Below are 25858 nucleotides of genomic sequence, written 5' to 3' on the forward strand. Positions count from 1 at the left end.
CTAAGACCCGCGGCTAGGCGAGGGGTTGGTCGGGTTGCTGGAGTACGGCGAAGTTCAACTGGCCTTCGTCGTCTCGCTGGACGTCCAGGACCTTGTCGTCGAGGATTTCGGCGGCTCCCTGTTCGAGGAACACCTTGGCGCCGGCGTCGGTGCCGAGAATCTGGTCGCCGTTCTGTGGTTCGGCCGCCACCGACAGCGCCAGCGCCGGTTCGGTGTCTTCGCCCTGCTGCATCGCGAACCGGACACCGGCTGTCTCTTCGTCCAGTTGCGCGGTGAGTGCGCTGATCGCCTCGGCGGCGGCTTCGGTCATCGCAAGCATCTTCGGCCTTCCCTTCGGTCGGTTTCGCGCTTCGCCACCCACCGTAGGGGCAGCAGGATCGTGTCGCCGCGTGAGTGGGCCGACTATGCTTCAGCTCATGCCGGACGATCCCCCGAGATTCACGCTCGGACCTGAACTCCTGGACAGGCTCCTCGAGCATCTCGCCGCACGGGTGGGCAGTCTCGGGGCCGCGCTCAGCACCGCGGACGGCCAGCCGAGGGTGATCCGCGCCACCGGCGACGCCTCGGAATTCGAGGCGCTGCAAGCGAAACTCGACGAGGGGCCGACCAAGCAGGCCGTCGAAGATCGCGAAGTGGTCCATTCGGCGGACCTGCGCCACGACGAACGCTGGCCGCAGCTGGCGAGAGCGTTGGCCGCAAGGGAAAAAGTGGTCGCGCTGGCCGTCACCGGCGGCTGGGACGACGACGGGCCGGTCGTGCTCACCGTCTATCTCGACCACGATCCGACGCCGGAGGACATCCGCGCGATCGAGGAGATCGAGCCGGTGCTCGCGGTTTCGGCCGCGCTGATCGAGTTCTGCGCCGGCGAGGTGGTCAAGGTCGACCAGCTGGTCGGGATGCTCGAATACCGGCGCGTCATCGAGCAGGCCAAGGGCATGATCATGGCGACACGGCGCTGCGACGCCGCCAGCGCGTTCCGCACGCTGGTGAGCACGAGCCAGCACTACAACATCAAGCTCCGCGAACTCGCCGTCGCCACGGTCGAACACGTCGGCCACGCGCCCGCCGAGAGCGGCGCCGAGGAGCAGCTCACGCCGCCCGCCGACGCGGCGCGCAAGGCGGCCGCCCAGATGTGGAACGCGCTGCGCTCAGGGTGACTCGCGGAGCGACTCGGCGACCGAGCCGCCCGCCACATCCGCCTGCTCTTCCGGTTCCGGGTCCGAGTGCCGCCGGTAGACGTGTTCATCGGGCGCCACCTGCTCGATGTCCGGCTCGATCGCGTCGATCGAGTCGTCCAGCTGGTCGGGCGGCGCGATCGCCAGCGGTGTTTCCGGGACCACGTCACCGCCGACGTCCGGCTCCTCCTCGCTGAGCCGCTGCTCCAGCGACTCGCCCTCGCGCACCTCCGCCGCGGTGGTGCCGAACCGGTCGGCGGCGCTGTAGTGCTCGGCGGGCTCCACCCCGGCCTCCACCGGGTCTACGCGCAGTTCGTCCTCGTCGAGCGCTTCGGCGGTGGGCAAGGTGTTAGGTTCTTCCGGACCACTCAAGGCGGTCTCCTTCCGTCTGGGTCACCGACTGCGTACCCGCTGAAACCCCCTGGTCAAACCAGTCGTCCAGATCACACTTTCCTTACTTCACGAGTTTGTGAATCCGAGTATCGTTCGAGGTATGACCATGGCCGTGCGGGAGCCACCGGCTTCCTCCCGGGAGGACCTGGGGCGCCACGCCGCCTGGTACGTCCTCGCGGGCGTGGTCGCGACAGCCACGCAGGCCGTCCTCTTCCTCTTGTTACGCCCTGAAGTCGGCTCACAGGGCGCGAACCTCATCGCGATCGCCATCACCACGGTCGGGAACACCGAGTTCCACCGCCGCGTCACCTTCGAGGGCCGCCAGAGCAAAGCGGCGAAACGGCATTTTCAGGACCTGCTCACCTTTTGTTTCTACGCGGGATACGGCTCACTCGTACTGGCCTCACTCGACGTGCTCGTCGCGCAACCCTCGGCCTTATTGGAAGCTGCCGTATTGCTCGCCGCGAGCCTGGTCGGGGGCATAGTCCGGTTCGCTGTGCTGCGCTGGTGGGTCTTCACTCGCGCCTAGGCGCTAAGGTCCGGGGCGTGCCAGGAAGCGACACCGAACCGGACTATCGCTTCACCCTGGCCAACGAGCGGACCTTCCTCGCCTGGATGCGCACCGCGCTCGGCCTGCTCGCCGGCGGCGTCGCCGCCCACCAGCTGGTTCCGGGGCACGGCACGGCGAAGACGGCACTCGCCACGCTGTGCGTCGTGCTCGCGGCCATGGTCGCGGTGGCGGGTTACCCACGCTGGCGCCGCGTCCAGCGCGCGATGCGCCGGGGCGAGCCCTTGCCGCGCAGCTTGATGACACTCGTCTTGACCTGCGGAATGGTCGTGATCACCGTGCTGGCCGCGATCTTGGTGCTGGCCGGATGACCACGGACGGGGCTCAAGCGCAGCGCACCGGGCTCGCCTGGCGGCGCACGGCGATCGGCGCCGTCGCGTGTTCGCTCCTGCTGCTCCACGGCACGGCGGTCATCCCCGCCGTCTTCGCCGGTTTCACCGCGGTGCTGCTGGCGATCGCCGGCCGTCACCGCGAGCGCCAGCTGAGCGCTGCACAGCCTTCCGCGGCAGGCGCCGTTCTGGCCGCCACCGCTTCGTTCGCCGTCGCGGCCACGGCCGTCACGACCCTCATATCCGGGTGGGACTGGTAATGGACTTACTGATCGTCGCCAAGCAGGTGCTCACCGGTCCGGCCGGTGAACGGGTGGAGCAGGGCGCGGTGCTGGTGCTCGACGGCAAGATCGCCGCTGTGGGCGGCGAAGCCGAGCTGACCGCGCCCGATGGCGTGCCGACCGTCCACTATCCCGATTCGACAGTCCTACCGGGACTCGTCAACGCGCACGTCCACCTCGCCTTCGACACCGGCGCCGACCCGGTCGGCACACTGCGGGCGAGCGACGACGAGACACTCGCGGCCGGAATGGCCGAACGGGCGCGTCAATTATTGGACTGCGGTGTCACCACGGCGCGCGATCTCGGCGACCGCGGCGGCCTCGCGCTCGACCTGCGCGATCGGATCGCGCGCGGCGAGCTGGCGGGCCCGCGCATCCTGACCGCGGGCGCGCCGCTGACGCCACCGGGCGGGCATTGCTGGTTCCTCGGCGGCGAGGTCGACGGCGACGAGCAGATTCGCGCGCGTGTGCGCGAGAACGCGGCGCTCGGCGTCGACGTGATCAAGGTGATGGCCTCGGGCGGCCAGCTGACGCCCGGCGGCGCGGACATGTGGGAGTCGCAGTTCGACGCGCGGCAGTTGCGGGTGATCGTGGCCGAGGCGAGCAAGGCCGGGCTGCCGGTGGCGGCGCACGCGCACAGCACCGAGGCGATCACCGCGGCCGTCATGGCGGGCGTGTCGACCATCGAGCACTGCACCTGGCTGGGCCAGGACGGGACGTACGACCCCCGCCCGGAGATCGCCGAAGAGATGGCCGCGCGCGGCATCGCGGCCTGCTCGGCGATGAGCGGCAACTGGCGGCGGCTGATCGACGTGCTGGGCACCGAACGCGCGGTGCGGCTCTTCGGCAGGCTCCGCTGGCTCGACGAACTGGGTGTCCCGCTGCTGATCGGCACCGACGCCGGGCTGCCCGGCTCGGTCTTCGACGATCTGACCGGCAGCCTGGAGCTTTACGAGCACGTGGGCTTCGGCAACGAGCGGATCATCGAACTGGCGACCACCGGCTCGGCGACGGCACTGGGCCTGGGTGACACGACCGGACGAGTGGCGCCCGGATTCGCCGCCGATCTGCTCGTCGTCGACGGCGATCCCACTACCGAATTGACTGCGCTGCGTCAAGTACGGCTGGTTTTGGCGGGTGGTCGGCAGCACATCCTGCGAGATACGAATCGCACTGTGCGCTGACTGATCTCGTTTGCATAAAGCAGGTTGCTGCTATCGGGGTATCTCTAGTTGAAATCTGGACTGTTGGTGCCGCTCGGCCTACAGTTACGCTCAGTCGCTACGACGGCAAGTAAGACGTGATCTTTTGGAGTACTTGCCGTTGAGAAGTTACTAAGCGTGGACCCCCGACGGCGACTCGTCGCAGGGTCGCCGGGGAGACGACCATGCGAGCCACTTTCCGCACGACAGAACAGGCGCCCGCATTCACTGCGGCGCCGGTTCAGGGTTATGTCACGCCTGAAACGCTACCGAGACCCGGCGGCAGGCTCACCAAAGAAGACCTCGACCCCTTGGTCAAGGACGCCGGCGAGGGGAACCCCGGCGCCATCCAGGCACTGCTGCGGCTGATCGGCCCTGTCGTCGTCCGCTACTGCCGTGCCCGCCTCGGCGGCCGCGACCTGTCCTACCTCTCGGCCGACGACGTCGCGCAGGAGGTCTGCCTCGCCGTGCTCAAGGCGCTGCCGGACTACCAGGACCGAGGCGGCTCCTTCCTCTACCTCGTGCACGCCATCGCGGCCAACAAGGTCGCCGACGCCTACCGCGCCGTCTCCCGCGACCGCTGCGACCCGGTGCCCGAGCTCCCCGAGCGCCCGCTGATCGAAAACGGGCCGGAGAGCCACGCGCTGCACATCGACCTCGGCGCCCGCCTCGGCAAGCTGCTCGGCACCCTGCCCCGCGTGCAGCAGGAGATTCTCGCGCTGCGCATCGCGGTCGGCCTCTCGGCCACCGAAACCGCCGAAGCGCTCGGCATTTCCGCTGGCAACGTCCGGGTCACCCAGCACCGCGCGCTCACCAGGCTCCGCGCCATGGTCACCGCCGACGAAGATTTCTAGGCCCCTGTCACGGGCTTGACACTCGATCTTTAAGGTTGTCCCTCTAGCGGTTGAACACCCAGCCGCAGCGCGCCGGTCCCCCGGGACCGGCGTTCGCGCGAAGCGAGACGCTGCCAGCTGTGGTCCCCGGCCGCCGTTCCCTCGCTCGCGCGCCCACGACGGGATCGACGAGCCAGGGAGCAAGGTGTCGTTAAGGGAGTCCGACGGCTTCGAGGTCGACCAGCGAATCCAGGAACTGCGCGACGAGCTGGACGGCCTACGGCGCGCGCTACGCACGCGCGCGACCATCGAGCAGGCGATGGGTGTGCTCATCGTCGCGCAGCGCTGTGGTCCTGATCAGGCGTTCCGGACGCTGGTGCGGTTGTCCCAGCAGCACAACATCAAGCTGCACCGGATCGCGCAGATGCTGGTCCGCCTCGCCTCGACCGTCCCGCCGGAGCAGCTGGAGCCGCTGCTGCGCCAGGCCATCGCGTCGTCACCTCAGCTCGAGGACGACGAACCGGTGTGGAAACCCGACGGCGATCTGCTCGACCGGGCACGCGCGCTGCTCGAAACGGAATCCGCGCCGGCGCTCGCGTCGCTCTACGAGCTTCTGGTCGACCGCGGCTGGTTACCTCCATACGAGGTACTGGCCGGGTTGGGTAAAGACTCGAAGGACCGGTGAATTCGAGCGCCGGGAAACCGTTCTCACGAATCGAGGGCGTAAGCGCGGCGCGCCGTGTGCTCGAACACCTCGCCGCGCTCGAGGTCCGACAGCGGGCCGGTGAGCGACAAGGCGGCGTCCACCACGACCTCATAGGAGGCCGCGAGTTCGCAGACCGGCCAGTCCGAGCCGAACATGACCCGCTGCGCGCCGAACGACTCGAAGACGTGCTCGGCGTGCCGCCGCAGCTGCCCGACACGCCACTGGTTCCAGTCGGCCTCGGTCACCAGGCCGGAGAGCTTGCAGTACACGTTCGGCCGCTCGGCGAGTTTCGCGAACTCGTCGGCCCACGGCTGCCATTCGCCGCTCGCGATCGGCGGCTTCGCCGCGTGGTCGAGCACGAAGGTCATGTCCGGCAACGCGTCCACTGCAGCGCGGGCCGCCGCCAGCTGCGGTGTCCGCACCAGCAGGTCGTACGCGAGGCCCGCGCGGCCGACCTCGGCGAGCCCGCGGATCACCTCCGGCCTGGCGAGCCAGCCGGGGTCGGGCTCGTTCTCGACCTGATGCCGGATACCCACCAGCGGGCCGGAGTTCGCGAGCCTGGCCAGCTGCGAGTCGACGTCCGGATCGGTCAGGCCGACCCAGCCGACCACGCCGGCGATGATCGGCTCGTCCGCGGCGGTTTCGAGGAATTCGACGGTCTCCTCGACCGAGGACACCGTCTGCACCAGCACTGTCGACCGCACCCCTGCCCGCCGCGTCACCGCGCGGAGATCGTCCACTGTGTAGGGACGCCGGATCGGGTCGAGCGCGGACGCCGACATCCACGGGTAATCACGCCGGGACGGATCCCACAGATGGTGGTGTGCGTCGATCACGGCCGTACTCCCGCCTCCACCACGGTGTCCGCGCGCAGCAGACCCGCCCCGATGAGCTCGGACCACAATGCCGCCGGCACCGTCTTGCGTGCACGCGAAACGTTGACTGTCACCTGTTCGGGCGAATGTGCGCCGACGACGACCGAAGCGACGGCCGGATGCGCCGAAGGCAGCGCGATCGCGGCATCGGGCAGTTCGACGCCGTGCTTCTCGCAGATGGCCGCGATCCGTTCCGCGCGGGCCACGAGTTCCGGTGGCGCGTCGGCGTAGTTGTACTTCGCGCCAGGGCGGTGCGTCGCCAGGATGCCGCCGTTGAACACGCCGGCGGCCATCACCGCCACCTTGCGCTCCACGCACAGCGGCAGCAGTTCGTCCAGCGCGGGCTGGTCCAGCAGCGAGTACCGGCCCGCGACCATGATCGCGTCGAGATCGGCGCGGCGGATGAACTCGGCGAGCATCCCCGACTGGTTCATGCCGACGCCGATCGCCCGCACGACGCCTTGCTCCCGCAGTTCCGCCAAAGCGGGAACCGCACCGGCCATGGCTTCGGCGAAGTGGTCGTCCGGGTCATGGATGTAGGCGATGTCGACGCGGTCCAGCCCCAACCGGGTGAGACTGTCCTCAAGGGAACGCAACACCCCGTCACGGCTGAAATCCCAGCGTCGCAAGAAGCTCGCGGGCACGTCGAAACCCTGCGTGTCACGCTGCGAGACGCCGCCGGGGTCCGGCTCCAGCACCCGGCCGACCTTCGTCGACAGCACGAACTCGTCGCGGGGATACGCCGACAGTGCGGCGCCGAGCCGCCGCTCGGAAAGTCCCAGCCCGTAATGCGGTGCGGTGTCGAAGTAACGGATGCCCGCGTCCCACGCCGTGGACACGGTCGCGCGGGCCGTGTCGTCGGAGATGGCGTGGTAGAGATTGCCGAGCTGGGCACAGCCGAGTCCCAGCCGGGTCACGTTCAGACCAAAATTCAAGGTAACTCCCAAACCAGCGAGATGCCCGAGTCCTTGCCGGAGTAGTCGTCCTCGACCTCCAGCAACTCGGCCATGCGAGCCTGCCACGGAATGTTCGCGGCGTGGTCACGCAAGGCGTCACGCATCGCCGCGTAGTCGTCTACCTCCACCACGTGAAAGAGGTCGCGGCCATCACGCCAAATACGCCAGGAGTGCACTCCTGCCTCGCGTAACGCGGTGTCGAGGTCCGGCGGGATGACCGCGTGGACGCTTTCGTACTCCGCTTCCTTCCCCGGTTTCAGCCGGGTGTGCAATGCGACACGCTGGGGCATCGCGCCTCCTTCAGGCAAGACATGGCAGTCTGGACAAGAACACGTTCAAACATCCGAGGACTAACACGGACTTCCGGGGAGGCGGGTCGGACATGCCGGTCACCGACGTCGCGATCGACAAGATCAAAGACATGATCATCTCGGGCGAGCTGGCTCCTGGCGACCGGCTCCCGAAAGAGGCCGAACTCGCGCAGCGGCTGGGCCTGTCCCGCAGTTCACTGCGTGAGGCTGTCAAGGCACTGTGCCTCATCAGGGTGCTCGACGTCCGGCAGGGTGACGGCACGTACGTCACCAGCCTGGAGCCGAACCTGTTGCTGGACGCGATGACCTTCGTCGTCGACTTCCACCGCGACGACACCGTGCTCGACTTCCTGGCGGTGCGCCGGATCCTGGAGCCCGCCGCGACCGCGCTGGCCGCGCTGCACATGAGCGAAGAGGACATCGCGGAGCTAGGCGAGCTGCTCAACGAGCTCGCCGACTCGCCGACCGTGGAGGCGCTGGTCGCCAACGATCTGCAGTTCCACCGCAAGATCGCCGACGGCTCCGGCAACCCGGTGCTGTGCTCCCTTCTGGACAGTCTTTCCGGCCCCACCGCGCGTGCGCGGATCTGGCGCGGCCTCACCCAGGAGGGTGCGGTCGCCAAGACCCGCGAGCAGCACATGGCGATCTACGACGCGATCGCCGCCCGCGAGCCGGAACTGGCCCGGTCGTGGGCGACGGTCCACGTCGCAGGCGTCGAGCAGTGGCTGCGCAACGCCTTGGGCACCGCCGACGACGTGCCCGTGGAGCCGTAGGGACACGGGTAACTCCCTTTACGTCTGGGGTTTTCCACCCGCGAACCGGGAAATGATCAGCGCCACCAGGATGATGCCACCGTAGATCGCGGTGATCCAGAAGACCGGCACCTGCGCCAGGTTCAGCAGGTTGTTCACCACGCCGAGCAGCAGCACACCGGTGAGCGCACCGAACATACTGCCTTTGCCGCCGTCGAGGGAGATCCCGCCGATGACCGCGGCGGCGAAGACGGTGAAGATCATCCCGTCGCCCTGGTTGGCGTTGAGCGCGCCGACATAGCCGGTGAGCACGAGCCCGCCCAGCGCGGCCAGCACACCGGCGGCCACGAACACCAGCCAGGAGATGCGGTCCACCCGGATACCGGCGGCCCGTGCGGCTTCGCGGTTTCCGCCGATCGCGTAGAGCGCGCGGCCGACGCGGTGATAGCGCAGCACGAACCCGGCGACGGCGTACGCGACCGCCGCGAGCCACACCGACATCGGCAGCCCGGCGAACGTCGTGGTGGCCAGGTCGGTGAACGCGTCCGGCAGGTCGAACAGGGTCTTGCCGTTGGTGGAGCCGATCAGCAGGCCGCGCAGGATGGTCAGCATCGCCAGCGTCACGATGAACGCGTTGAGCTGGAGCTTGACGATCAGGAACCCGTTGACCGCGCCGACCAGCGCGCCGATGAGCAGCACCACCAGAATGCCCGCGAAGGTCGGCAGTTCCGTGCCGAACCCGGCGGACACCGCGGGGATCACCAGCATGGCGCCCAGCGCCGGCGCGATGCCGACGGTGGATTCCAGCGAGAGGTCGAACTTCCCGGAGATCAGCACCAGCGACTCGCCGAGCACGACCAGCGCCAGCGCGGCGGACGCGCCGAGGATGCTGATCAGGTTGTCGACGCCGAGGAAACTGTCGTTGACCAGCGCGCCGAAGATGACGACGACCACCAGCGCCGGGAGCAGCGCGAGTTCACGCAGCCACCCGATCCGTTTTTTGGCCGGTGCGGCGGGAGCCGCACTCTGGCTCTTCGCGAGGACTTCAGTCACCGATCTCGACTCCTTCGATTTCCGCCACCAGGTCACCGTCGGACCAGCCGGCCTGGTGTTCGGCGACCACGGCGCCCGCGCGCAGCACGAGCACCCGGTCGCCGAGGCGCAGATCGTCAAGCTCGTCGCTGACGATCAGCACCGCCTTGCCTTCGGCGCGCACCCGGTCGACGACCGCGAGCAGCGCCTCCTTGGACTTCACATCGACACCGGCGGTGGGGTTGATCAGCACCACCACGCGCGGGTCGCTCGCGAGAGCGCGCGCGAGCACCACCTTCTGCTGGTTGCCACCGGAAAGGTCGGACACCGGCTGGTCGGCGCTCGCGGCCACCACGCCGTAGTCGGCGATGGCGGCGCGGGCGTTGCCGCCGCGCGCGGCCGGTGACGCGATGCCGGCCGGGCCGAGCCGGTCGAGCACGCTCATCGTGGCGTTGTCCGCGATGGACATGCCGAGCACCAGTCCCTGGTGGTGGCGATCCCTTGGCACACAGCCGATCCCGGCCTTGAGCGCGGCCGGGACACTGCCCGGTTTGAGCGGCACGCCGTCGATCTTGACGGTGCCCTCGGTCGGCTTGCGCAGGCCGTAGAGCGTCTCGGCGAGCTGGTGCTTGCCACTGGCGTTGCTGCCCGCCAGGCCGAGCACTTCGCCCTTGCGCAGGCGGAAACTGATGCCGGAGAAGGAATCCCCGGACAGGTTGTCCACGGTGAGCGCCTCGGCCGCGCTGTCGTCCAGCGGGTCGCGCTCGGCCGCGTCGCGCACCGAGAGGCCACCCTGCTCCCCCGTCATCGCGGCGACGAGGTCGGCGCGGCCGAGGTCGGCGACCGGCGCGGTCAACACATGCCGAGCGTCACGCAGCACCGTAACGGCTTCGCAGACCTCGTAAACCTCATGCAGGTGATGGGAAATGAACAGGAAGGTGACGCCACTGGCCTGCAGCTCGCGCATCCGGTCGAAGAGCCGCTCGATGGCCTGGCTGTCGAGCTGGGCCGTCGGCTCGTCGAGCACGATGAACCGCGCGCCATAAGACAAAGCTCGAGCGATCTCGACGAACTGACGGTCCTCGACGGACAGTTCGCCCGCCAGCGTGTCGACGTCGACGGCGACGCCCCACGAGTCGAGCAGCTCACGCGCCTGGCGGCGCAGGCGACTCCAGCTGATCATGAAGTTCTTGCCGGACTGCCTGTTGAGGAACAGGTTCTCCGCGACCGTCAGCTGGGGAATGACGGTCGAGTGCTGGTACACACAGGCGACCTTCTGCCGCCAGCCGTCACGATCGGCCAGCGGCGGCGCCGGTTCGCCGCCGAACTCGACCGACCCGGTGTCCGATTTGGACAGTCCGGTGAGGATCGAGACCAGCGTGGACTTACCGGCGCCGTTCCGGCCGACGAGCGCGTGCGACTCGCCGGGCCGGACTGTCAGGCTGACGTCGGACAAGGCCACGGTCGGACCGTAGCGCTTGCCGACACCGAAAGCACTGACCACCGGGGCGGCGGCTCCCGCAGTGGCTGGCGCGGTCATAAGTTGTTGCCCCACAAAGCCTTGTCGTCGACGTTGTCCTTGGTGACGACCGGCGCGGGCAGCTGGTCCTCGAGGATGCCGGGGTGGGTCTCGACGATGGTGCTGCCGTGGTCGGTCGGGCCAGGCTGGAACTTCTCGCCTGCCATGGCCTTCTTGATCCAGTACATGCCGTACTTGGCGTAGTCGTCGGCAGGCTGCGAGACGGTGGCGTCGAGCTCGCCGTCACGGATCGCCTTGAGCTCCTGCGGGATGCCGTCGTTGCTCACCAGCACGATGTGCTTGGGGTCGCCGACCGGGAAGAAGAGGTTCTTGCGCTTCAGCGTCTGCAGCGTCGGCGCGAGGTAGACGCCACCGGCCTGCATGTACACGGCCTTGATGTCGGGGTTCGCGGTGAGCAGGCCTTCCAGCCCGGACGCGGCCTTGTCGGCCTTCCACTCGGCCGCGATCTCCAGCACCTGGACACCGGCGTACTTGGTCTTCATGCACTCGCGGAAGGCCTCCGACCTTTCGCGGCCGTTGACCGAGGAGAGGTCGCCCATGATCTGCACGACCTTGCCGGAGGTGACCTTGGCGCCGATGGCGTCACACGCCTTGACGCCGTACGCCTTGTTGTCGGCGCGCACGACCATGGCGACCTTGCCGCTTTCGGGCGCGACGTCGACGGCTACCACCGGGACGTTCTTGTTCTCGGCCTGCTTGAGCCCTGCGACGATGGCCGCGGAGTCCAATGGGGTCACCACCAGGCCCCTGACGCCCTGGTTGAGCAGGTTGCCGATGTCGGTGATCTGCTTGGCGGAGTCGCTGTCGGCGTTGACCGTCGGCAGCGCGTCCACACCGGACTGCTGCGCCATCTTCGGCACGTAGTTGTTGTAGGCCTGCCAGAACGGGGAGGTCAGCAGCGGGACGGTCGCGCCGACCTTGCCGCCCTGCGCCTGGCCGCCGTCACCGGCTGGTTTGTCCTTTGTGGAGCCACAGGCTGTGAGTGCGAGACTGGCCATAGCCGTCGCGGCGGCCACTTTCAGCAAAGATGCGCGCACCGGATCCTCCTTGATGCCGGATGGGAAAAGCTCTAGTTCTTCGGCCGTAAGCGCAGGCCGTACATGCCGCCGTCGACGGCCAGCGCGGTGCCGGTCGTGGAAGCCGACAGCGGGCTCGCCAGGTAGACGATCGAGTTGGCGACCTCGCCTGCGGAGACGAGGCGGCCCATCGGCTGGCGTGCTTCGAGCGCGGCGCGCTCGGCGACGGGGTCGTCGGCGTTGTCGAGCAGCCTGCCGACCCACGGGGTGTCCGCGGTGCCCGGCATGACGCAGTTGACCCGGACACCGTCCGGCACGTGGTCGGCCGCCATGGCGAGGGTGAGCGCGTGCACCGCGCCCTTGCTCGCCGAATAGAGCGCACGTGCGGGCAGGCCCGACCAAGCGGCGATCGAACAGGTGTTGACGATCGCCGCCGACGGCGACTTCTTCAGGTGAGGCAAGGCGGCGCGGGCGACGCGGACCATGCCGACGACGTTGACGTCGAGCACACGGTGCCACTCGTCGTCGTCGTTGGCTGTGACGTCACCCTGCGCGCCGATACCGGCGTTGTTGACGACGATGTCGAGGCGGCCGAACCGGTCCACGACCGCGTCGATGGCGGAGGTGACCTCAGCGGCGGAGCTGACGTCACACCGGAAGCCGGTCAGGCCTTCGGGCACCTCGTCGGGCTTCAGGTCCAGCACGGCCACGGTGGCTCCGCGAGCGGCGAGCAGCTCGGCCGTCGCCAGGCCGATCCCCGAAGCGCCTCCGGTGACGGCGGCCACCAGGCCTTCGAAATCAGACATCAGGTCTTAACTCTCCGTCCATTCGGGACCGTCCGGGAACAGGAAACGCCGCAGCGTCGCGTCGTGCATGCGGCTGGAGAACCCAGGTGCGGTCGGTGCCACGTAACGGCCGTCGCGGACGATGGCCGGGTCGGTGAAGTGCTCGTGCAGGTGATCGACCCACTCGATGGAGCGGTCGACGTCACTGCCCGAAACCGAAACATAGTCGAACATCGAGAGGTGGCGCACCATCTCGCAGAGCCCGACCCCGCCTGCGTGCGGGCACACCGGGACACCGAACTTGGCCGCCAGCAACAGGATCGCGACGTTCTCGTTGACGCCGCCGACACGCGCGGCGTCGAGCTGCAGCACCGAGAGCGACTCCGCCTGCAGCATCTGCTTGAACACCACGCGGTTCTGCACGTGCTCGCCGGTGGCGACCTTGATCGGCTTGAGCGCCTTGGCGATCGCCGCGTGCCCGAGCACGTCGTCCGGCGAGGTCGGCTCCTCGATCCAGTACGGGTCGTACGGGGCGAGCTGGTTCATCCACTGGATGGCGGTGGTGACGTCCCAGCGCTGGTTGGCGTCGACGGCGATCCGGATGGCCGGTCCGACCGTCTCGCGGGCCAGTTTCATCCGGCGGACGTCGTCCTCGACGTCGCCGCCGACCTTGAGCTTGATCATCTCGAAGCCGTCGGCGACCGCTTGCTCGGAAAGCCGGACGAGCTTCGAGTCCGAGTAGCCCAGCCAGCCGGGAGTTGTGGTGTAGGCACGATATCCGTGACGCAGCAAGCGTTCCGTGCGCTCGCCACGGCCCGGCTCGGCGGCCTTGAGAATGTCGATCGCCTCTTGCTCGGTGAGCGCGTCGGAGAGGTAGCGGTAGTCGACCAGCCCGGCGATCTCCTCCGGGGTCATCTCCGCCAGGAATCTCCACAGTGGACGGTCAGCGTGCCGGGCCGCCAGGTCCCACGCGGCGTTGACGACCGCGCCGATGGCCATGTGCGCGACACCCTTTTCCGGGCCGAGCCAGCGGAACTGCGAGTCGCCGATCAGATCGGCCGACAGCTTGGCCAGCTCGGACGCGGTGCGGGGCACCCGCTTGCCGACCACATGCGACTCGAGCGCGCTGATCGCGGCGGCCTGCACGTCGTTGCCGCGGCCGATGGTGAACGCGAGGCCGTAGCCGTCGGGGCCGGTGTCGGCCTTCAGCACGACATAGGCGGCCGAGTAGTCGGGGTCCTGGTTCATGGCGTCGGACCCGTCCAGCTCCCGCGACGTGGGGAACCGGACGTCCATGACCTCCATGCCGATGATGTGCGCCATGTCAGGCCTGCCCGACGGACTGCTTCTGGCGGCCGAGGCCGTCGATTTCCAGTTCGATCACGTCACCTTCACGCAGGTACGGCTTGGGGTCAGGCTGGCCGAGCGCGACGCCTTCCGGCGTGCCCGTGTTGATCAGGTCGCCGGGGCGCAGCACCATGAACTGGCTCAGGTAGTGCACGATCTCGGCCACCGTGAACACCATGTCCTTGGTGGACGAGTCCTGCCACTTGTGGCCGTTGACCCACAGCCGCAGCCCGAGCGACTGCGGGTCGGGCACCTGGCTCGCCGGGGTCAGCCACGGCCCGAGCGGGTTGAAGTTCTCGCACGACTTGCCCTTGTCCCACTGCCCGCCCCGGAACAGCTGAAACTCGCGCTCGGAGACGTCGTTGGACACGACGTAGCCCGCGACGTAGTCGAGCGCGTCCTCGACGCGCTCGATGTAGCGGGCGGTCTTGCCGATGACGACGCCGAGTTCCACCTCCCAGTCGGTGCTGGTGGACTTGCGCGGGACGAGCACCTGGTCGTTCGGCCCGACGACGACGTCGGCCGCCTTCATGAAGACGACCGGCTCCTTCGGGATCTCCGCGTTGGTCTCCTCGGCGTGGCGCCGGTAGTTGAGGCCGATGCAGACGACCTTGCCCGGCTGCGCGATCGGCGCGCCCACCCGCAGGTCCTGGGCGTTTTCGATCGACGGAAGCTCGCCACGCTCCAGCGCGGCGGCGGCCCGGGCTATCCCGTCAGCGGCCAGGAAACCGCCGTCTATGTCGGCGGTCAGCGAGGACAGGTCGTGGATCGTGCCGTCCTCGGCACGCACGAAGGGGCGCTCACTTCCCGGTTCACCGAGACGCAACAGCTGCACGGACGTTCCCTCCCGCATTGACTACCCAGACATCCGATGTATATCGCATCGCCAGGCAGGTATCTAGGGTTCGATCGGATTAATGTCGAAAATTGATCGGATCAGTTCATACGATCACTTCCGCTCGTCGGGAAGCTTCCGGCCGCATGGGAATATTTACCCACGCTAAGCAAGTTTCGCACTGTGGGAGAACTACTGGGTGGGAGTCAGATGAGCACAACCATGGCGGAGCCGACGGCATCCGTGCAGGTCAGACCACACAGCAGGCTGCGGTACGCGCTGATACTGGGCGGCCTTTCGGCGTTCGGGCCACTGTCGATCGACATGTATCTGCCCGCGTTCCCGTCGATGACCGCGGACTTCCACAGCGCGCCGTCGACGCTGCAGCTCACCCTCTCCGCGTTCATCATCGGCCTGGCCATCGGGCAGGTGGTCATCGGACCGCTCTCCGACGCGTTCGGCCGCCGCAGGCCACTGCTCGCCGGCCTCGCGCTCTACGTGATCGGTTCCGTACTCTGCGCGTTCGCCCCGACGGCCGAACTGCTCATCGCGGCACGCGTGGTGCAGGCCATCGGCGCCGCCGCGGGCATCGTGATCGCACGGGCAACGGTGCGCGACCTCTTCTCCGGCATCGCGATGACCAAGTTCTTCTCGATGCTCATGCTCGTCAACGGCCTCGCCCCCATCCTGGCGCCGATCATCGGCGGCCAGGTACTCCGGGTGACCTCGTGGCGCGGCGTCTTCGTCGTGCTGGTCGTATTCGGCGTACTGCTGCTGACGGTCGTCGCACTCGCACTGCCGGAACCACTGCCTCCTGAGCGGCGCGTGCCCGCGCGACCGCGCGCGATCCTGCGCACGTACCTCCGCCTGCTGCGCGACCGGACGTTCATGGGCTACACGCTCGCGTCCGGCCTCATGTTCGCAGGCCTCTTCGCCTACATCTCCGGCTCGTCGTTCGTGTTGCAGGAAATCTACGGCCTGAGCCCGCAGGCGTACGCGCTCGCCTTCGGCATCAACGGCATCGGCATCGTGGCGGTCGGCCAGCTCAACGGCGCGATCGTCGGCCGCTTCCCCGAGCGCGTACTGCTGCGCTTCGGCCTGTACTGCTCGGTCCTCGGCGGCGTGCTCGTGGTGCTCGCTGTCGCGTGCGACTGGGGTCTCATCGGGCTGCTGATCGGCCTGTTCGTGGTCGTGTCGAGCATCGGCATGGTCGCCCCGAACGCGAGTTCACTCGGCCTGGCCGAGCAGGCGGGCAACGCGGGCGCGGCCTCGGCCCTCATGGGCGTGCTCCAGTTCCTGGTCGGCGGCCTGGCGACCCCGTTGGTCGGCCTGGGCGGCCCCGGCACCGCGCTTCCCATGGTCATCGTGATCGCGAGCTTCACCTCGCTGGCGCTGCTGGCCTACCTCACCCTGACCGGGAAAAAAAATCCCAATGCGTCGTTAGTCATCTCGTAGGGACCGAAAGACGCATTGGGGCTTCTGCGGGGTAGGCGAAGCGATGGGTCGCTCGCCGTGGGTTTGGGTTGACGGGTCGGATCCAGGGCGGTCCCGTATGAACATTTCCGCTGTCTGGGCCGGATTCCGTGGTGGGTCGCTGCGGAAATATCCGTACGGACCGAGGGCACGCTGGCCACAATCCGTTGTGGCTCACCAAAAATCTCCGCCCGGGACTTGATGCCCGCCTTGGCTGCGGGTCGGGCTACCTCGACCGTGGGCGAGCGATGACGGCTGTGAGATGCGCCGGTCGTTGTGCGGGGGTGTCCCTATGGAAGTTGTCAAACTAGCAGTGGCTCGGGGTGCTGGTAGTAGGCCTTGTTGCGGAGCATGGCGTAGAGGACGTCGCAGCGTCGGTGGGCGAGGCAGATGAGGGCGACGTTGTGTTTCTTGCCTTCGCTCGATTGGGTCGTAGTAGGTGCGGCTGGTCGTGTCGGACAGTGCGGTGAGGATGTCCTCGACTAGTTTCGCGCCCATGCGCGGGGTGTGCTTGGTCGCGATCGAGGCGAGTTTGCGGCCAAACCGACCCCGTGGTGTTCGCTCTTGCCGACGTCCAAGCCGAGGAACACTCCGTAACCGTTGTCCATGCACGGTGTCTTTCGTCTCGTAGCGTGCCGGTCGCCAGTCAGGCATCGACGGCCAGCAGCCACGCCTGCGACGAGGCCTACCCCAACACCGGGCGGCACGTGTCCCTATCAGCGGTCCCTCGATGCCACCCAAGCCCGGTGAGCCCCCGGGATCATGGGAAAGACAGGGGACTAAGTCATGCCGGGCCCGGCGACCGCGGCTCCTTGACCAAGAGCCACGAAGAAGGTGACGAAGTTTCGGCCACTCAGTGGCCAGAATTCCTGCACACGCGATGGGCCGGTGGGCCGCGCGTCCGGTTTCAGGTTCGGCTGGTGTGCAGGGTGTTGCGGCGGGGCGTGCGTGCGGGGTCGATGAAGGCTGGTGGGATGAATTCGGGGTAGCCGTCGGTGGCGATGCGGACTTCCCAGTCGCTGGAGTGGATGAGGCGGTGGTGTCTGCCGCAGAGCAGCACGAGGTTGTCGATCTGGGTTTCCCCGTGGTGTGCCCAGAAAACGATGTGGTGAGCGGTGCATCGCTGGGGTGGCGCATCGCATCCGGGGAAGGCGCAGCCGCCATCTCGGATGGCCAGGGCGAGCCGTTGTGCTGGGGTCGCCAGGCGCTGAGTGCGGCCGACGTCGAGGGGTGCGCCCTGAGCGTTGAGGGTGACCGGGATGATCTTGCAGTCGCACGCCAGGATGCGGGCCTCGGCGGCACTGATGTCGCCGACGAGATCGAGGCAGGCCCGTCCGATCCCGGTCTTGAGTTCTTCCAGGCCGATGGTGACCACCAGGTGCACGCTGTCCCCGGCCTGGGTGGGGATCTCAGGGGCTGGCCATGCCGATCTGAACGAATTCGGCGAATGCATCCCCGAGCCGTTCCCACTGTGACCGGGTGTCCCGGCCTTCTTCTTCGGTGGCGGGGCGGGGTTTGGCGAGGGGGTCGAGTGCGGCTTTGAGGCGGGCGATGGTTTCGGCGTCGGTTGTGATCTTCACGCCGTGGGTGCCGTCGCGGTGGGTCACGAACCCGAGTTCATGCCGCGGGGCGGTGGGGTCGGGGTCTTTGGGTTCGCGTCCGTCGGGGTCGAGCCGATCCCGCAAGTTTGTGGCGGCCTGACCGATCTGGCGGGGCCCGGCGGTGCGGGCGAGGTCGACGAGGATCTGCTCCCCGGTTTCCCGTTCCTCGGCCGATACCCAGGCGGGCAATGCCGCGAGTCCGGTGATGATCGGATCCAGCTGTGCCGCACCCAGGTCCCCGTCCAGCGCGGCCGAAGCGGCATACGGGGCTAGCGCGGGAATCCGGGTGCCGCCGTCCTGACGCGGGTTGAGCGCGCGAGCGCGATCGACGCGGGCTTTGGCTTCGGCGGGTTTGATCTGCACCCAGTCGACCAGTGCCTGCGACAACACCGCGTATCCGGTTACGTCCTTCACACCACGGGATTCGATCTCCGCCAGGATCTGGCCCTGCTCCGCCCTCCAGACGGCGCTTCTCCCGTTCCCGTGCGACGTAGTTCATGAGCAGCGCGTCCTTCCGTCGCAGCACCACTCGGGCGGTGCTGCGACGGAAGGACTTTCGGTGCTGACCATGACTCCATCTTACCTGCGCCCAGAGTCATATGCCACTAGACACGCTGGGTTTTCTGCTTTTCTTGGCCACGCGGACTTCGGGGCAGCCCGCCCCACCACGCAAGGCGGGCAACGAGCCCCGCGCGGAGTTTTCGTTGAATTACAACGGATTGTGGCCAACGCGCCCTCGGTCCGTATGGATATTTCCGCAGCGACCCACCACACAACACGACCCAAACAGCGGAAATGTTCATACGGGACCGCCCTGGAGCCAACCCAAACCGACCAAGGCCCAGGGCAAGCCAAAAAATCCCAATGTGGCTTTCGTCAGGTCTGATCTGACGAAAGCCACATTGGGATTTTCCCAAGCGAGGGGTCAGACCAGGGAGCCCAGGTCAGCAGTGCGCAGCTGATCAGCGGTGACCGTAGCCCGACCGTCCACAAGAGACTTCAGCGCATCCCCGTCGTCCCACATGTTCACGTTCATCGCGGCCGTGACCTGCCCTTGGCGCACCCAGAACGCGATGAACTCGCGCGAAGCCAGGTCACCGCGCACGACCAGTTCGTCGGTGTCGATGTCGGCGATGCCGCGGTATTCGCAGCCCAGGTCGTACTGGTCGGTGAAGAAGTAGGGCGAGTTCAGGTACGGCTCGTTCTCGCCGATGAGGTTCCCTGCCACGTGCGTGCCCTGGTTCTTCGCGTTCGCCCAGTGCTCGACGCGGACGCGTTTGCCGTAGCGCGGGTGGAAGTGGGCCGCGATGTCGCCTGCGGCGTAGACGTCGGGGGCGGCCGTGCGCAGGCCCGCGTCGGCGCAGACGCCGCCGTCGTCGGCGATCTCGAGGCCGGCGGCGTGCGCGAGTTCGACGCGCGGTGCGACGCCGACGGCGACCAGCACCAGGTCGGCGGTGAGCTCGGAGCCGTCGCTCAGCCGGACGCCGCGCACCCCGTCGGGGCCGCCGGTGAACTCCGCGACTCCGGCGCCGAGGCGCCAGGTCACCCCGTGCTCGCTGTGGAGATCGCGGAAGACCGCGGAGATGTCCGGCCCGAGTACCGGCTCAAGCGGGCCGGACACCATGTCGACCACGGTCACTTCGCAGTCGTGCTTACGGGCGGCCGCGGCGACCTCCGTGCCGATCCAGCCCGCGCCGACGACGACCACCCGCTCGGCTTTGGCGAGGTCCTCGCGCAAGCCCAATGCGTCGTCGAGGGTGCGCAGCGTCCGCAGGCCCGGCAGGTCCGCGCCGGGTACCGGCAGCGAACGCGGGCGCGAGCCGGTGGCGAGCAGCAGGCGGTCGAAGCGGTGCTCTCCCCCGTGGCTGTCGAGGACCAGGCGGGCGCCGAGTTCGATGCGGGTCGCGGTGACGCCGCTGCGGAGATCGACGTTGTGCTCGGCGTAGAAGTTCTCGTCGCGTACCCAGTCCGGCTCGTCCTTGTCGCCGAGCAGCAGCCCCTTCGACAGGGGCGGCAACTCGTACGGGCGATGCTTTTCGTCGCCGAGAACGAGAATTTCACCCGAATAGCCGCGCTCTCGCAGGCTCGCCGCGGCGGAGGCACCCGCCAGCCCGGCTCCGACGATGACGATGCGTTTGGGCTCCGACATGGGTTTTCCTCCCGGCACGGCGCGAGTATCAGTCGCACGCTACCGCTGTTACCGGTTTCCGGCATGCCCGCGAAACTCGTCGGTAGATTTTTCCGGATTCCCGCGTCACGCGCGTCACACCCGGTCGTCCCAGCAGGGCACGCACCAAAGATTCGCCAGTCCAATCGGAGGGCAGCAGCCGTGGTACCGCGAGACGAATGGTCGATCAACTGCCGGGATCTAGCAGGCAGGCGCCGCGACGTCACCGTATTCGTGAGCAGCGACAAGGTGGTGCTCGTGGCTCCGCCCGGCGAAGCCGCGGTGCTCGGCCCGTTGGACGTCGGCAGACTGCGCGCGGCATTGCGCGACGCCGTCGTCGCCGTGGCCAACCCTGAGAGCGACTGACCTACCGTTCTTACTGACGAGTAGGTAAGCTCGGTGCATGACGGGCTACTTTGTCACAGGAGCGACCGGTTTCCTCGGAAAACGCCTGGTCACCAGGCTGTTGGCGAGAGAGACGACAGAGACCGTGCACGTCTTGGTGCGTGAGACGTCGCGGAACAAGCTCGCCGCGCTGCCTTGGGCGGCCGATGACAGAGTCGTGCCCGTGGTCGGCGATCTGACCGAGCCCGCGCTCGGCGTCGATCCGACGCAGTTCACCGGGATCCCCCACGTCGTGCACCTGGGCGCGATCTACGACCTCACCGCGTCCGACGAGGCGAACCGGATCGCCAACGTCGAAGGCACCCGCAACGTCCTCGCGTTCGCCGCGGCCGCGAAAGCCCAGTGGCTGCACCATGTTTCGTCGATCGCCGTCGCCGGTGACCACGCGGGCAAGTTCACCGAGTCCGACTTCGATCTCGGCCAGTCGTTCACGTCCCCGTATCACGCGACGAAGTTCGAAGCCGAGAAACTCGTGCGCGCGCAGGACTCCGTGCCCTTCAAGATCTATCGGCCGTCCGCGGTCGTCGGCGACTCGCGCACCGGCGAGATGGACAAGATCGACGGCCCGTACTACTTCCTCCCCGCCATCTCCCGCCTCGCAGCGCTGCCCAAGCGGCTGCCACTGGCCGGGCCGGATCTGGGCAGCACCAACCTGGTCCCGGTCGACTACGTGGTCGCCGCCATGGATCGCCTGATACACGCCGACGCCCCCTCCGGCAGCACCTATCACCTGGCGTCGCCTCGCCCGCAGTCACTGCACGAGGTCTACAACGCCTTCGCGCGCGTGGCGGGCGGCCCGCGAATCGCCCGCACGCTGCCCGCCGGAGTACGTACGGTCGGCACGCGCCTCGCCTCGCTGGCCGCGCGCGGCGTCGACAAGATCCCCGGCGGAAGGCAAGCCCGCGCGAGCGTGTTGAGCGAACTCGGGATCCCGCTGGAAGTCTTGCCGCACTTGAGCATGGCCGTCGACTTCGACACCACGGCGACCCGTGCGGCACTGCCGGACCTGAACCTCCCTGAGCTGCGCGAGTACGCCGGGCCGCTCTACCGCTACTGGCGCGAGCACCTCGACACCGACCGCGCACGCCATCGCGGCTTGACCGGCAAGACCGTGCTCATCACCGGTGCCTCTTCCGGCATCGGCCGGGCGTCCGCGCTGGCCGTCGCACGCCGCGGCGCGACGGTGCTCTTGGTCGCGCGGCGCGCGGACCAGCTGGAGGAGGTCCGGCGCGAGATCGTCGCCGAGGGCGGCAGGGCGTTCGCGTACCCATGCGACCTCACCGACGGCGACGCGATCGACGCGCTGGTCAAGGACGTCCTCACCGAGCACCCGGTCGACATGCTGGTCAACAACGCCGGCCGCTCGATCCGGCGCTCTGTCCACTTGTCGACAGAGCGTTTCCACGACTACGAGCGCACGATGGCGGTCAACTACTTCGGCCCGGTGCGGCTCACACTCGGCCTGCTTCCTTCGATGGCCGCGCAACGCTTCGGCCACGTCGTGAACGTGACCACCCAAGGCCTGCAGACGGACACGCCGCGCTTCTCCGCTTATCTGGCTTCGAAAGCGGCTCTCGAGGAGTTCGGCCTGACCGCCGGGCGCGAGACGCTTTCGGACGGCATCACGTTCACGTCGGTGCGGATGCCGTTGGTGCGCACGGACATGATCACGCCGACGGGCTCGTCTTACCGGGTCATCCCGTCGAGCAGCCCGGAACGCGCGGCGGCTTTGGTGGTCAAGGCCCTGGAGGAACGCCCGGTCGTGCTCAGCCTGCCGGAGGGCCGGGCGGCCGAACTCGCGACGCTCGTCGGCCCGAGGTTCATGCGCTTCGCCGCGCATCTGGCTTACCGGGCGATGCCGGAGTCCGCGCCGGAAACCCGCCACCTGCCGCGCAAGGCTCCCTTGGCGTCGGTGGCGGGCGCCGTGACCCGGCTCGCCTGGCGTCGTCGCGGTTAAGCGAGCAGGCCCTTGGCGATGTGCGTGACCTGGATTTCGTTGCTGCCCGCGTAGATCATCAACGACTTAGCGTCGCGCGCGAGCTGCTCGACGCGGTATTCGGCCATGTAGCCGTTGCCGCCGAAGAGCTGCACGGCCTCCATCGCGACCTCGGTCGCCGCCTCCGAGGAGTACAGCTTCATCGCCGACGCCTCCGCCAGCGTCGGCAGCTTGCCCGCGCGCAGGCGCTCGATCGTCTGGAAGACCATGTTCTGCACGTTGATCCTGGCGATCTCCATCTTCGCCAGCTTCAACTGGACCAGCTGGAACCGACCGATCTCCTGGCCCCACAGCTTCCGGCTCTTCGCGTACTCGACGCTGAGCCGGTGGCACTCGTTGATGATCCCGAGCGCCAGCGCCGCGACCCCCATCCGCTCGTACGAGAAGCTCTCCCGCGCGCTGGCCTCGCCGCCGGACCCGAGCAGCCGGTCCGGCCCGAGCCGGACGTCGTCGAAGAACAACTCGCCGGTCGGCGACGAGTTCATGCCCATCTTCTTGAACGGCTTGCCCTGCGTGAGACCCGGCATTCCCTTGTCCAGCACGAAAGTCAGCACTTGACGGTCGCGCGGCGCCGAGCCGTCGTCCAGTTTGGCGTAGACGACGATCGTGTCCGCGTACGGGCCGTTCGTGATGAACGTCTTCTGTCCATTGAGGACGTAGTCGTCGCCGTCCCGCCGGACATGGGTCTTCATGCCACCGAATGCGTCGGAGCCCGAGTCCGGCTCAGTGATCGCCCACGCGCCGATCTTCTCGAAGGTCGCGAGTCCCGGCAGCCAGCGCTCCTTCTGTTCGTGCGTGCCGCGCGCGAGGATCGTCGCCGCGGTCAGCCCGATGCTGACGCCCATCGACGCGACGATGCCCAGGCTCACCCCGGCCAGCTCGCTGACCGCGATGAGCGCCATGCCCTCCTGCCCGACCGGCCGCTTTCCGGAGCCGGATTCCTTGGACAGCAAGGATTTCACGGCCTGCGCCGCCATCACGTCGATGCCGAAGGCCGCGAACAGCTTCCGGATGATGTCGTACGGCGGCAGCTCACCGCTTTCGAGCGCGTCGGTGTGCGGCCGGATCTCCTTGGCGATGAACTCCCGCAATGCGTCCCTGATCATCAGGTCGGTCTCTGACCATTCGATCATGCCCACGCACCCAGCCGGTCCCCCACGTTCTCGACGGTCCACGGGCCGTCGGTCTCGGTCGTCTGTACGGCGTGCCAGCCTTCCAGCAACGAGATCGCGCCGCCCTGCACCGCGAACAACTTGCCGTTGTGCGGGCATTTCTCGGTCGACAGGTACGCCACCAGCGGCGAGATGTTGGCCGGGCTGAACGCGTCGAACTCGCCCTCTTCGACCTCCTGCGCGAAGATCGCGCCCATGCCGGGTGTCGCGAGGGTGAGCCGGGTGCGTGCGATCGGCGCGATCGCGTTGGCACGCACGCCGTAGCGTTCGAGTTCCTGCGCGGCGACCAGCGTCATCGCGGCGATGCCCGCTTTGGCCGCGCCGTAGTTGACCTGGCCCGCGTTCGGCATGAACGTGCCTGACGCCGAGGCCGTGTTGACGATCGCGGCGGTGACGGGCTTGCCCGATTTCGCCTGGGCTTTCCAGTACGCGGCGGCGTGGCGCATGGTCGCCATGTGTCCCTTGAGGTGCACGGCGATCACATCGTCCCATTGGGACTCATCAAGGCTCGCGATGAACCCGTCACGCAGGATGCCGGCGTTGTTGATCAGCAGATCGAGGCCGCCGAACGTGCCGACGGCCTGCTCGACGAGTGCCTCGGCACCCTTCCAGTCAGCCACGTTGTCGGTGTTGGCGACCGCTTTCCCGCCCGCCGCGACGATTTCGTCCGCGACCTGCTGCGCGGGTCCCGAGTCGGCTCCGCTGCCGTCGTTGCCACCGCCGAGGTCGTTGACGACCACGCTCGCGCCTTCGCGCGCGAAGAGCAGCGCGTGCTCGCGGCCGATGCCGCGCCCGGCGCCGGTGATGATGGCGACGCGTCCGTCCAAGACTCCCATTTACCGCTCCTCCGCGATGACGGCGAGGCCGTCCTTCACCACGACGTCGTCGCCGACTTTTGTTTCGTACGCATAGGCTTCCGTGCCGGATCGCCAGATCTGAGTGGAAATGTCCTGGCCGGGCAGCACCGGCTTCGAGAACCGGACGGCGAGCCGCTTGAGACGTTCGGTGCGCGAGTCCGCGACCTCGGTGAGCACAGCCCACGACGTGAACGCCAGCGTGCACAGGCCGTGCGCGATGATCCCCGGCAGCCCGGACATCTTCGCGATCTCCTCGTCGAGGTGGATCGGCATCGGGTCACCGGATGCGGGCGAATACCGGAACGTCTGATCCTCGTCGACGTGCTGGACGACCTTGGCGACCGGCGCGTCGCCCCGCAGCGCCTCGTCGAACTTGTGGCCGGGAGCGAGCGTTCCCCGCGTCTCGCCCGCGTTGAACTTGCGCACGAACGTGGTCACGTACTGCTCGTTGACCAGCTCGCCGCCCTCGGTGCGGCACTCGATGTAGGTGGCCGAGCGGGTGCCGTTCTCCAGCCCCTCCCAGCCGATCATCTTGGCGCGTGACACCAGCTTGTCGCCTGGCCGGATCGGCCGGTAGAACACGAAGTCCTGCTCGCCGTGCACGACACGCGGGATCAGCTCGACCGGCATGACCTCGACGGCCGGTTCGAGCAGCGAGTCGAAGACCGGGACGATCGCGAACACCGGCGGCGCGATGTCGCCCGCGCGGTGTTCCTCGATCGGGTCATTGGTGGCCTCGGCGTAGGCGATGATCCGCTCGCGGGTGACCTCGAACCGGTTCTCGCCGGTCCACCGGTCGAGGCCTTCGGGGTCGAAGTTCATCCGACCAGCTCGGCGAACTTGGACAGTGAAGCGTCGAGGTTCTTCTTGCCGTCCTTCTCGACGGCCTTTCCCAGCGCGCCGACGATCATCTGGCCGGTGAACTCGGCGTCGATGCTGGCCGTCGACCCGCCAGGGGCGTCCACAACGGACAGAGCGAACTTGACCTTGACGCCCGCCATCCCGGTGCCGGAGATCGAGAGCTTGGACGGCGCCTCGAACTCGTCGACCGTCCATTCGATGGTGTTCGGCATGCCGAGCATCGTGACCACTTCGGACACCTTGGCGCCCTTGGCGAACTCCGTCGGCACGTCACCCTTCCACTTGGTGTGGATGGTCAGCCACTTCTCGAAGTTGTTCGGGTTCGAGAATTCGGCCCACACCTTGTCGGGAGCGGCGGGGAGGTCGACGGAAGCACTGATCTGGCCCATG

Annotated in this window: 29 protein-coding genes; 11 read left to right on the top strand and 18 right to left on the bottom strand. The window is 67.9% G+C overall.

The genetic code is table 11. The features are described from left to right. Positions 1 to 13 precede the first annotated feature (13 nt). Positions 14 to 310, bottom strand: coding sequence for an iron-sulfur cluster biosynthesis protein (locus tag ACFV15_RS09915; protein ID WP_378349822.1), 297 nt, complete (start codon positions 308 to 310; stop codon positions 14 to 16). 106 nt (positions 311 to 416) lie between these two features. Between ACFV15_RS09915 and ACFV15_RS09920 the strand changes: the two genes are divergently transcribed. Further along, positions 417 to 1157: a GAF and ANTAR domain-containing protein gene (locus ACFV15_RS09920; RefSeq protein WP_378349823.1), complete on the top strand. Its 741-nt coding sequence runs from the start codon at positions 417 to 419 to the stop codon at positions 1155 to 1157. On the opposite strand, the gene ACFV15_RS09925 is transcribed toward ACFV15_RS09920, so the two are convergent. Next, entirely contained in the window at positions 1149 to 1520 is a 372-nt protein-coding gene (locus ACFV15_RS09925) for a hypothetical protein (RefSeq protein ID WP_378349824.1), read from the bottom strand. The two genes, ACFV15_RS09920 and ACFV15_RS09925, sit on opposite strands and share 9 nt — an antisense overlap. 148 nt (positions 1521 to 1668) lie before the next feature. Between ACFV15_RS09925 and ACFV15_RS09930 the strand changes: the two genes are divergently transcribed. From ACFV15_RS09930 to ACFV15_RS09955, 6 genes are all read left to right on the top strand, one after another. Continuing rightward, entirely contained in the window at positions 1669 to 2097 is a 429-nt protein-coding gene (locus ACFV15_RS09930; protein ID WP_378349825.1) for a GtrA family protein, read from the top strand. 17 nt (positions 2098 to 2114) lie between these two features. Continuing rightward, positions 2115 to 2447: a YidH family protein gene (locus ACFV15_RS09935; protein WP_378349826.1), complete on the top strand. Its 333-nt coding sequence runs from the start codon at positions 2115 to 2117 to the stop codon at positions 2445 to 2447. Beyond that, positions 2444 to 2725: a hypothetical protein gene (locus ACFV15_RS09940; RefSeq protein ID WP_378349827.1), complete on the top strand. Its 282-nt coding sequence runs from the start codon at positions 2444 to 2446 to the stop codon at positions 2723 to 2725. The genes ACFV15_RS09935 and ACFV15_RS09940 overlap by 4 nt, the downstream gene beginning before the upstream one ends. Continuing rightward, positions 2725 to 3930 (top strand): amidohydrolase family protein, encoded by a 1206-nt coding sequence (locus ACFV15_RS09945; protein ID WP_378349828.1) that lies wholly within the window; start codon positions 2725 to 2727, stop codon positions 3928 to 3930. Before ACFV15_RS09940 ends, ACFV15_RS09945 begins: the two co-directional genes overlap by 1 nt. 203 nt (positions 3931 to 4133) lie before the next feature. Then, complete coding sequence (shbA, locus tag ACFV15_RS09950) at positions 4134 to 4802, top strand: RNA polymerase sigma factor ShbA (protein ID WP_378349829.1); 669 nt, start codon at positions 4134 to 4136, stop codon at positions 4800 to 4802. A 184-nt stretch (positions 4803 to 4986) separates the two neighbouring features. Continuing rightward, a complete protein-coding gene (locus tag ACFV15_RS09955) occupies positions 4987 to 5466 on the top strand; it encodes an ANTAR domain-containing protein (protein ID WP_378349830.1) in 480 nt (159 codons plus the stop codon). 23 nt (positions 5467 to 5489) lie between these two features. Here ACFV15_RS09955 and ACFV15_RS09960 read toward each other — a convergent pair whose 3' ends face one another. From ACFV15_RS09960 to ACFV15_RS09970, 3 genes are read right to left on the bottom strand one after another with little or no spacing between them, the layout of a single operon-like run. After that, positions 5490 to 6323 (bottom strand): amidohydrolase family protein, encoded by an 834-nt coding sequence (locus ACFV15_RS09960; protein WP_378349831.1) that lies wholly within the window; start codon positions 6321 to 6323, stop codon positions 5490 to 5492. Next, positions 6320 to 7297 (bottom strand): aldo/keto reductase, encoded by a 978-nt coding sequence (locus tag ACFV15_RS09965; RefSeq protein ID WP_378349832.1) that lies wholly within the window; start codon positions 7295 to 7297, stop codon positions 6320 to 6322. The genes ACFV15_RS09960 and ACFV15_RS09965 overlap by 4 nt, the downstream gene beginning before the upstream one ends. Then, positions 7294 to 7608 (bottom strand): L-rhamnose mutarotase, encoded by a 315-nt coding sequence (locus ACFV15_RS09970; protein WP_378349833.1) that lies wholly within the window; start codon positions 7606 to 7608, stop codon positions 7294 to 7296. The genes ACFV15_RS09965 and ACFV15_RS09970 overlap by 4 nt, the downstream gene beginning before the upstream one ends. A gap of 92 nt (positions 7609 to 7700) precedes the next feature. Here ACFV15_RS09970 and ACFV15_RS09975 point away from each other — a divergent pair, with 92 nt between their 5' ends. Continuing rightward, positions 7701 to 8402: a FadR/GntR family transcriptional regulator gene (locus ACFV15_RS09975; RefSeq protein WP_378349834.1), complete on the top strand. Its 702-nt coding sequence runs from the start codon at positions 7701 to 7703 to the stop codon at positions 8400 to 8402. Positions 8403 to 8420: 18 nt separating this feature from the next. Here ACFV15_RS09975 and ACFV15_RS09980 read toward each other — a convergent pair whose 3' ends face one another. Genes ACFV15_RS09980 through ACFV15_RS10005 form a run of 6 tightly spaced genes read right to left on the bottom strand, consistent with a single transcriptional unit; the run spans position 8421 to position 14936 of the window. Then, positions 8421 to 9374 carry an ABC transporter permease gene (locus tag ACFV15_RS09980; protein WP_378349870.1) on the bottom strand — a complete coding sequence of 318 codons (954 nt, stop codon included), beginning with the start codon at positions 9372 to 9374 and terminating at the stop codon, positions 8421 to 8423. A gap of 52 nt (positions 9375 to 9426) precedes the next feature. After that, positions 9427 to 10953, bottom strand: coding sequence for a sugar ABC transporter ATP-binding protein (locus ACFV15_RS09985; protein WP_378349835.1), 1527 nt, complete (start codon positions 10951 to 10953; stop codon positions 9427 to 9429). After that, a complete protein-coding gene (locus ACFV15_RS09990) occupies positions 10950 to 11978 on the bottom strand; it encodes a sugar ABC transporter substrate-binding protein (protein WP_378349871.1) in 1029 nt (342 codons plus the stop codon). Before ACFV15_RS09990 ends, ACFV15_RS09985 begins: the two co-directional genes overlap by 4 nt. A gap of 44 nt (positions 11979 to 12022) precedes the next feature. Further along, entirely contained in the window at positions 12023 to 12775 is a 753-nt protein-coding gene (locus tag ACFV15_RS09995; RefSeq protein ID WP_378349836.1) for an SDR family NAD(P)-dependent oxidoreductase, read from the bottom strand. A gap of 6 nt (positions 12776 to 12781) precedes the next feature. Further along, a complete protein-coding gene (locus ACFV15_RS10000) occupies positions 12782 to 14077 on the bottom strand; it encodes an enolase C-terminal domain-like protein (RefSeq protein WP_378349837.1) in 1296 nt (431 codons plus the stop codon). 1 nt (position 14078) lies between these two features. Continuing rightward, complete coding sequence (locus tag ACFV15_RS10005) at positions 14079 to 14936, bottom strand: fumarylacetoacetate hydrolase family protein (RefSeq protein WP_378349838.1); 858 nt, start codon at positions 14934 to 14936, stop codon at positions 14079 to 14081. Between the two features lie 210 nt (positions 14937 to 15146). On the opposite strand from ACFV15_RS10005, the gene ACFV15_RS10010 reads away from it, so the two are divergent. After that, on the top strand, positions 15147 to 16391 hold the full coding sequence (locus ACFV15_RS10010) for a Bcr/CflA family multidrug efflux MFS transporter (protein ID WP_378349839.1): 1245 nt from the start codon (positions 15147 to 15149) through the stop codon (positions 16389 to 16391). A gap of 925 nt (positions 16392 to 17316) precedes the next feature. On the opposite strand, the gene ACFV15_RS10015 is transcribed toward ACFV15_RS10010, so the two are convergent. From ACFV15_RS10015 to ACFV15_RS10025, 3 genes are all read right to left on the bottom strand, one after another. Continuing rightward, complete coding sequence (locus ACFV15_RS10015) at positions 17317 to 17784, bottom strand: HNH endonuclease (protein WP_378349840.1); 468 nt, start codon at positions 17782 to 17784, stop codon at positions 17317 to 17319. A gap of 34 nt (positions 17785 to 17818) precedes the next feature. Continuing rightward, a complete protein-coding gene (locus ACFV15_RS10020) occupies positions 17819 to 18424 on the bottom strand; it encodes a DUF222 domain-containing protein (RefSeq protein WP_378349841.1) in 606 nt (201 codons plus the stop codon). Between the two features lie 511 nt (positions 18425 to 18935). After that, the gene (locus tag ACFV15_RS10025; protein WP_378349842.1) at positions 18936 to 20159 is read right to left on the bottom strand and encodes an NAD(P)/FAD-dependent oxidoreductase; all 1224 of its coding nucleotides are present in this window, start codon (positions 20157 to 20159) and stop codon (positions 18936 to 18938) included. 180 nt (positions 20160 to 20339) lie between these two features. Here ACFV15_RS10025 and ACFV15_RS10030 point away from each other — a divergent pair, with 180 nt between their 5' ends. Continuing rightward, entirely contained in the window at positions 20340 to 20543 is a 204-nt protein-coding gene (locus tag ACFV15_RS10030; protein ID WP_378349843.1) for a hypothetical protein, read from the top strand. Between the two features lie 37 nt (positions 20544 to 20580). Beyond that, a complete protein-coding gene (locus ACFV15_RS10035) occupies positions 20581 to 22539 on the top strand; it encodes an SDR family oxidoreductase (protein ID WP_378349844.1) in 1959 nt (652 codons plus the stop codon). Here ACFV15_RS10035 and ACFV15_RS10040 read toward each other — a convergent pair. Genes ACFV15_RS10040 through ACFV15_RS10055 form a run of 4 tightly spaced genes read right to left on the bottom strand, consistent with a single transcriptional unit; the run spans position 22536 to position 25857 of the window. Continuing rightward, positions 22536 to 23711 carry an acyl-CoA dehydrogenase family protein gene (locus ACFV15_RS10040; RefSeq protein WP_378349845.1) on the bottom strand — a complete coding sequence of 392 codons (1176 nt, stop codon included), beginning with the start codon at positions 23709 to 23711 and terminating at the stop codon, positions 22536 to 22538. The genes ACFV15_RS10035 and ACFV15_RS10040 overlap by 4 nt on opposite strands. Continuing rightward, a complete protein-coding gene (locus tag ACFV15_RS10045) occupies positions 23708 to 24586 on the bottom strand; it encodes an SDR family oxidoreductase (RefSeq protein ID WP_378349846.1) in 879 nt (292 codons plus the stop codon). The genes ACFV15_RS10040 and ACFV15_RS10045 overlap by 4 nt, the downstream gene beginning before the upstream one ends. Then, on the bottom strand, positions 24587 to 25429 hold the full coding sequence (locus ACFV15_RS10050; RefSeq protein ID WP_378349847.1) for a MaoC/PaaZ C-terminal domain-containing protein: 843 nt from the start codon (positions 25427 to 25429) through the stop codon (positions 24587 to 24589). After that, positions 25426 to 25857 carry an SRPBCC family protein gene (locus ACFV15_RS10055; RefSeq protein ID WP_378349848.1) on the bottom strand — a complete coding sequence of 144 codons (432 nt, stop codon included), beginning with the start codon at positions 25855 to 25857 and terminating at the stop codon, positions 25426 to 25428. The genes ACFV15_RS10050 and ACFV15_RS10055 overlap by 4 nt, the downstream gene beginning before the upstream one ends. Position 25858 lies beyond the last annotated feature (1 nt).

It is taken from the genome of Amycolatopsis sp. NPDC059657 (genome assembly GCF_042734395.1).
Classification (GTDB): domain Bacteria; phylum Actinomycetota; class Actinomycetes; order Mycobacteriales; family Pseudonocardiaceae; genus Amycolatopsis.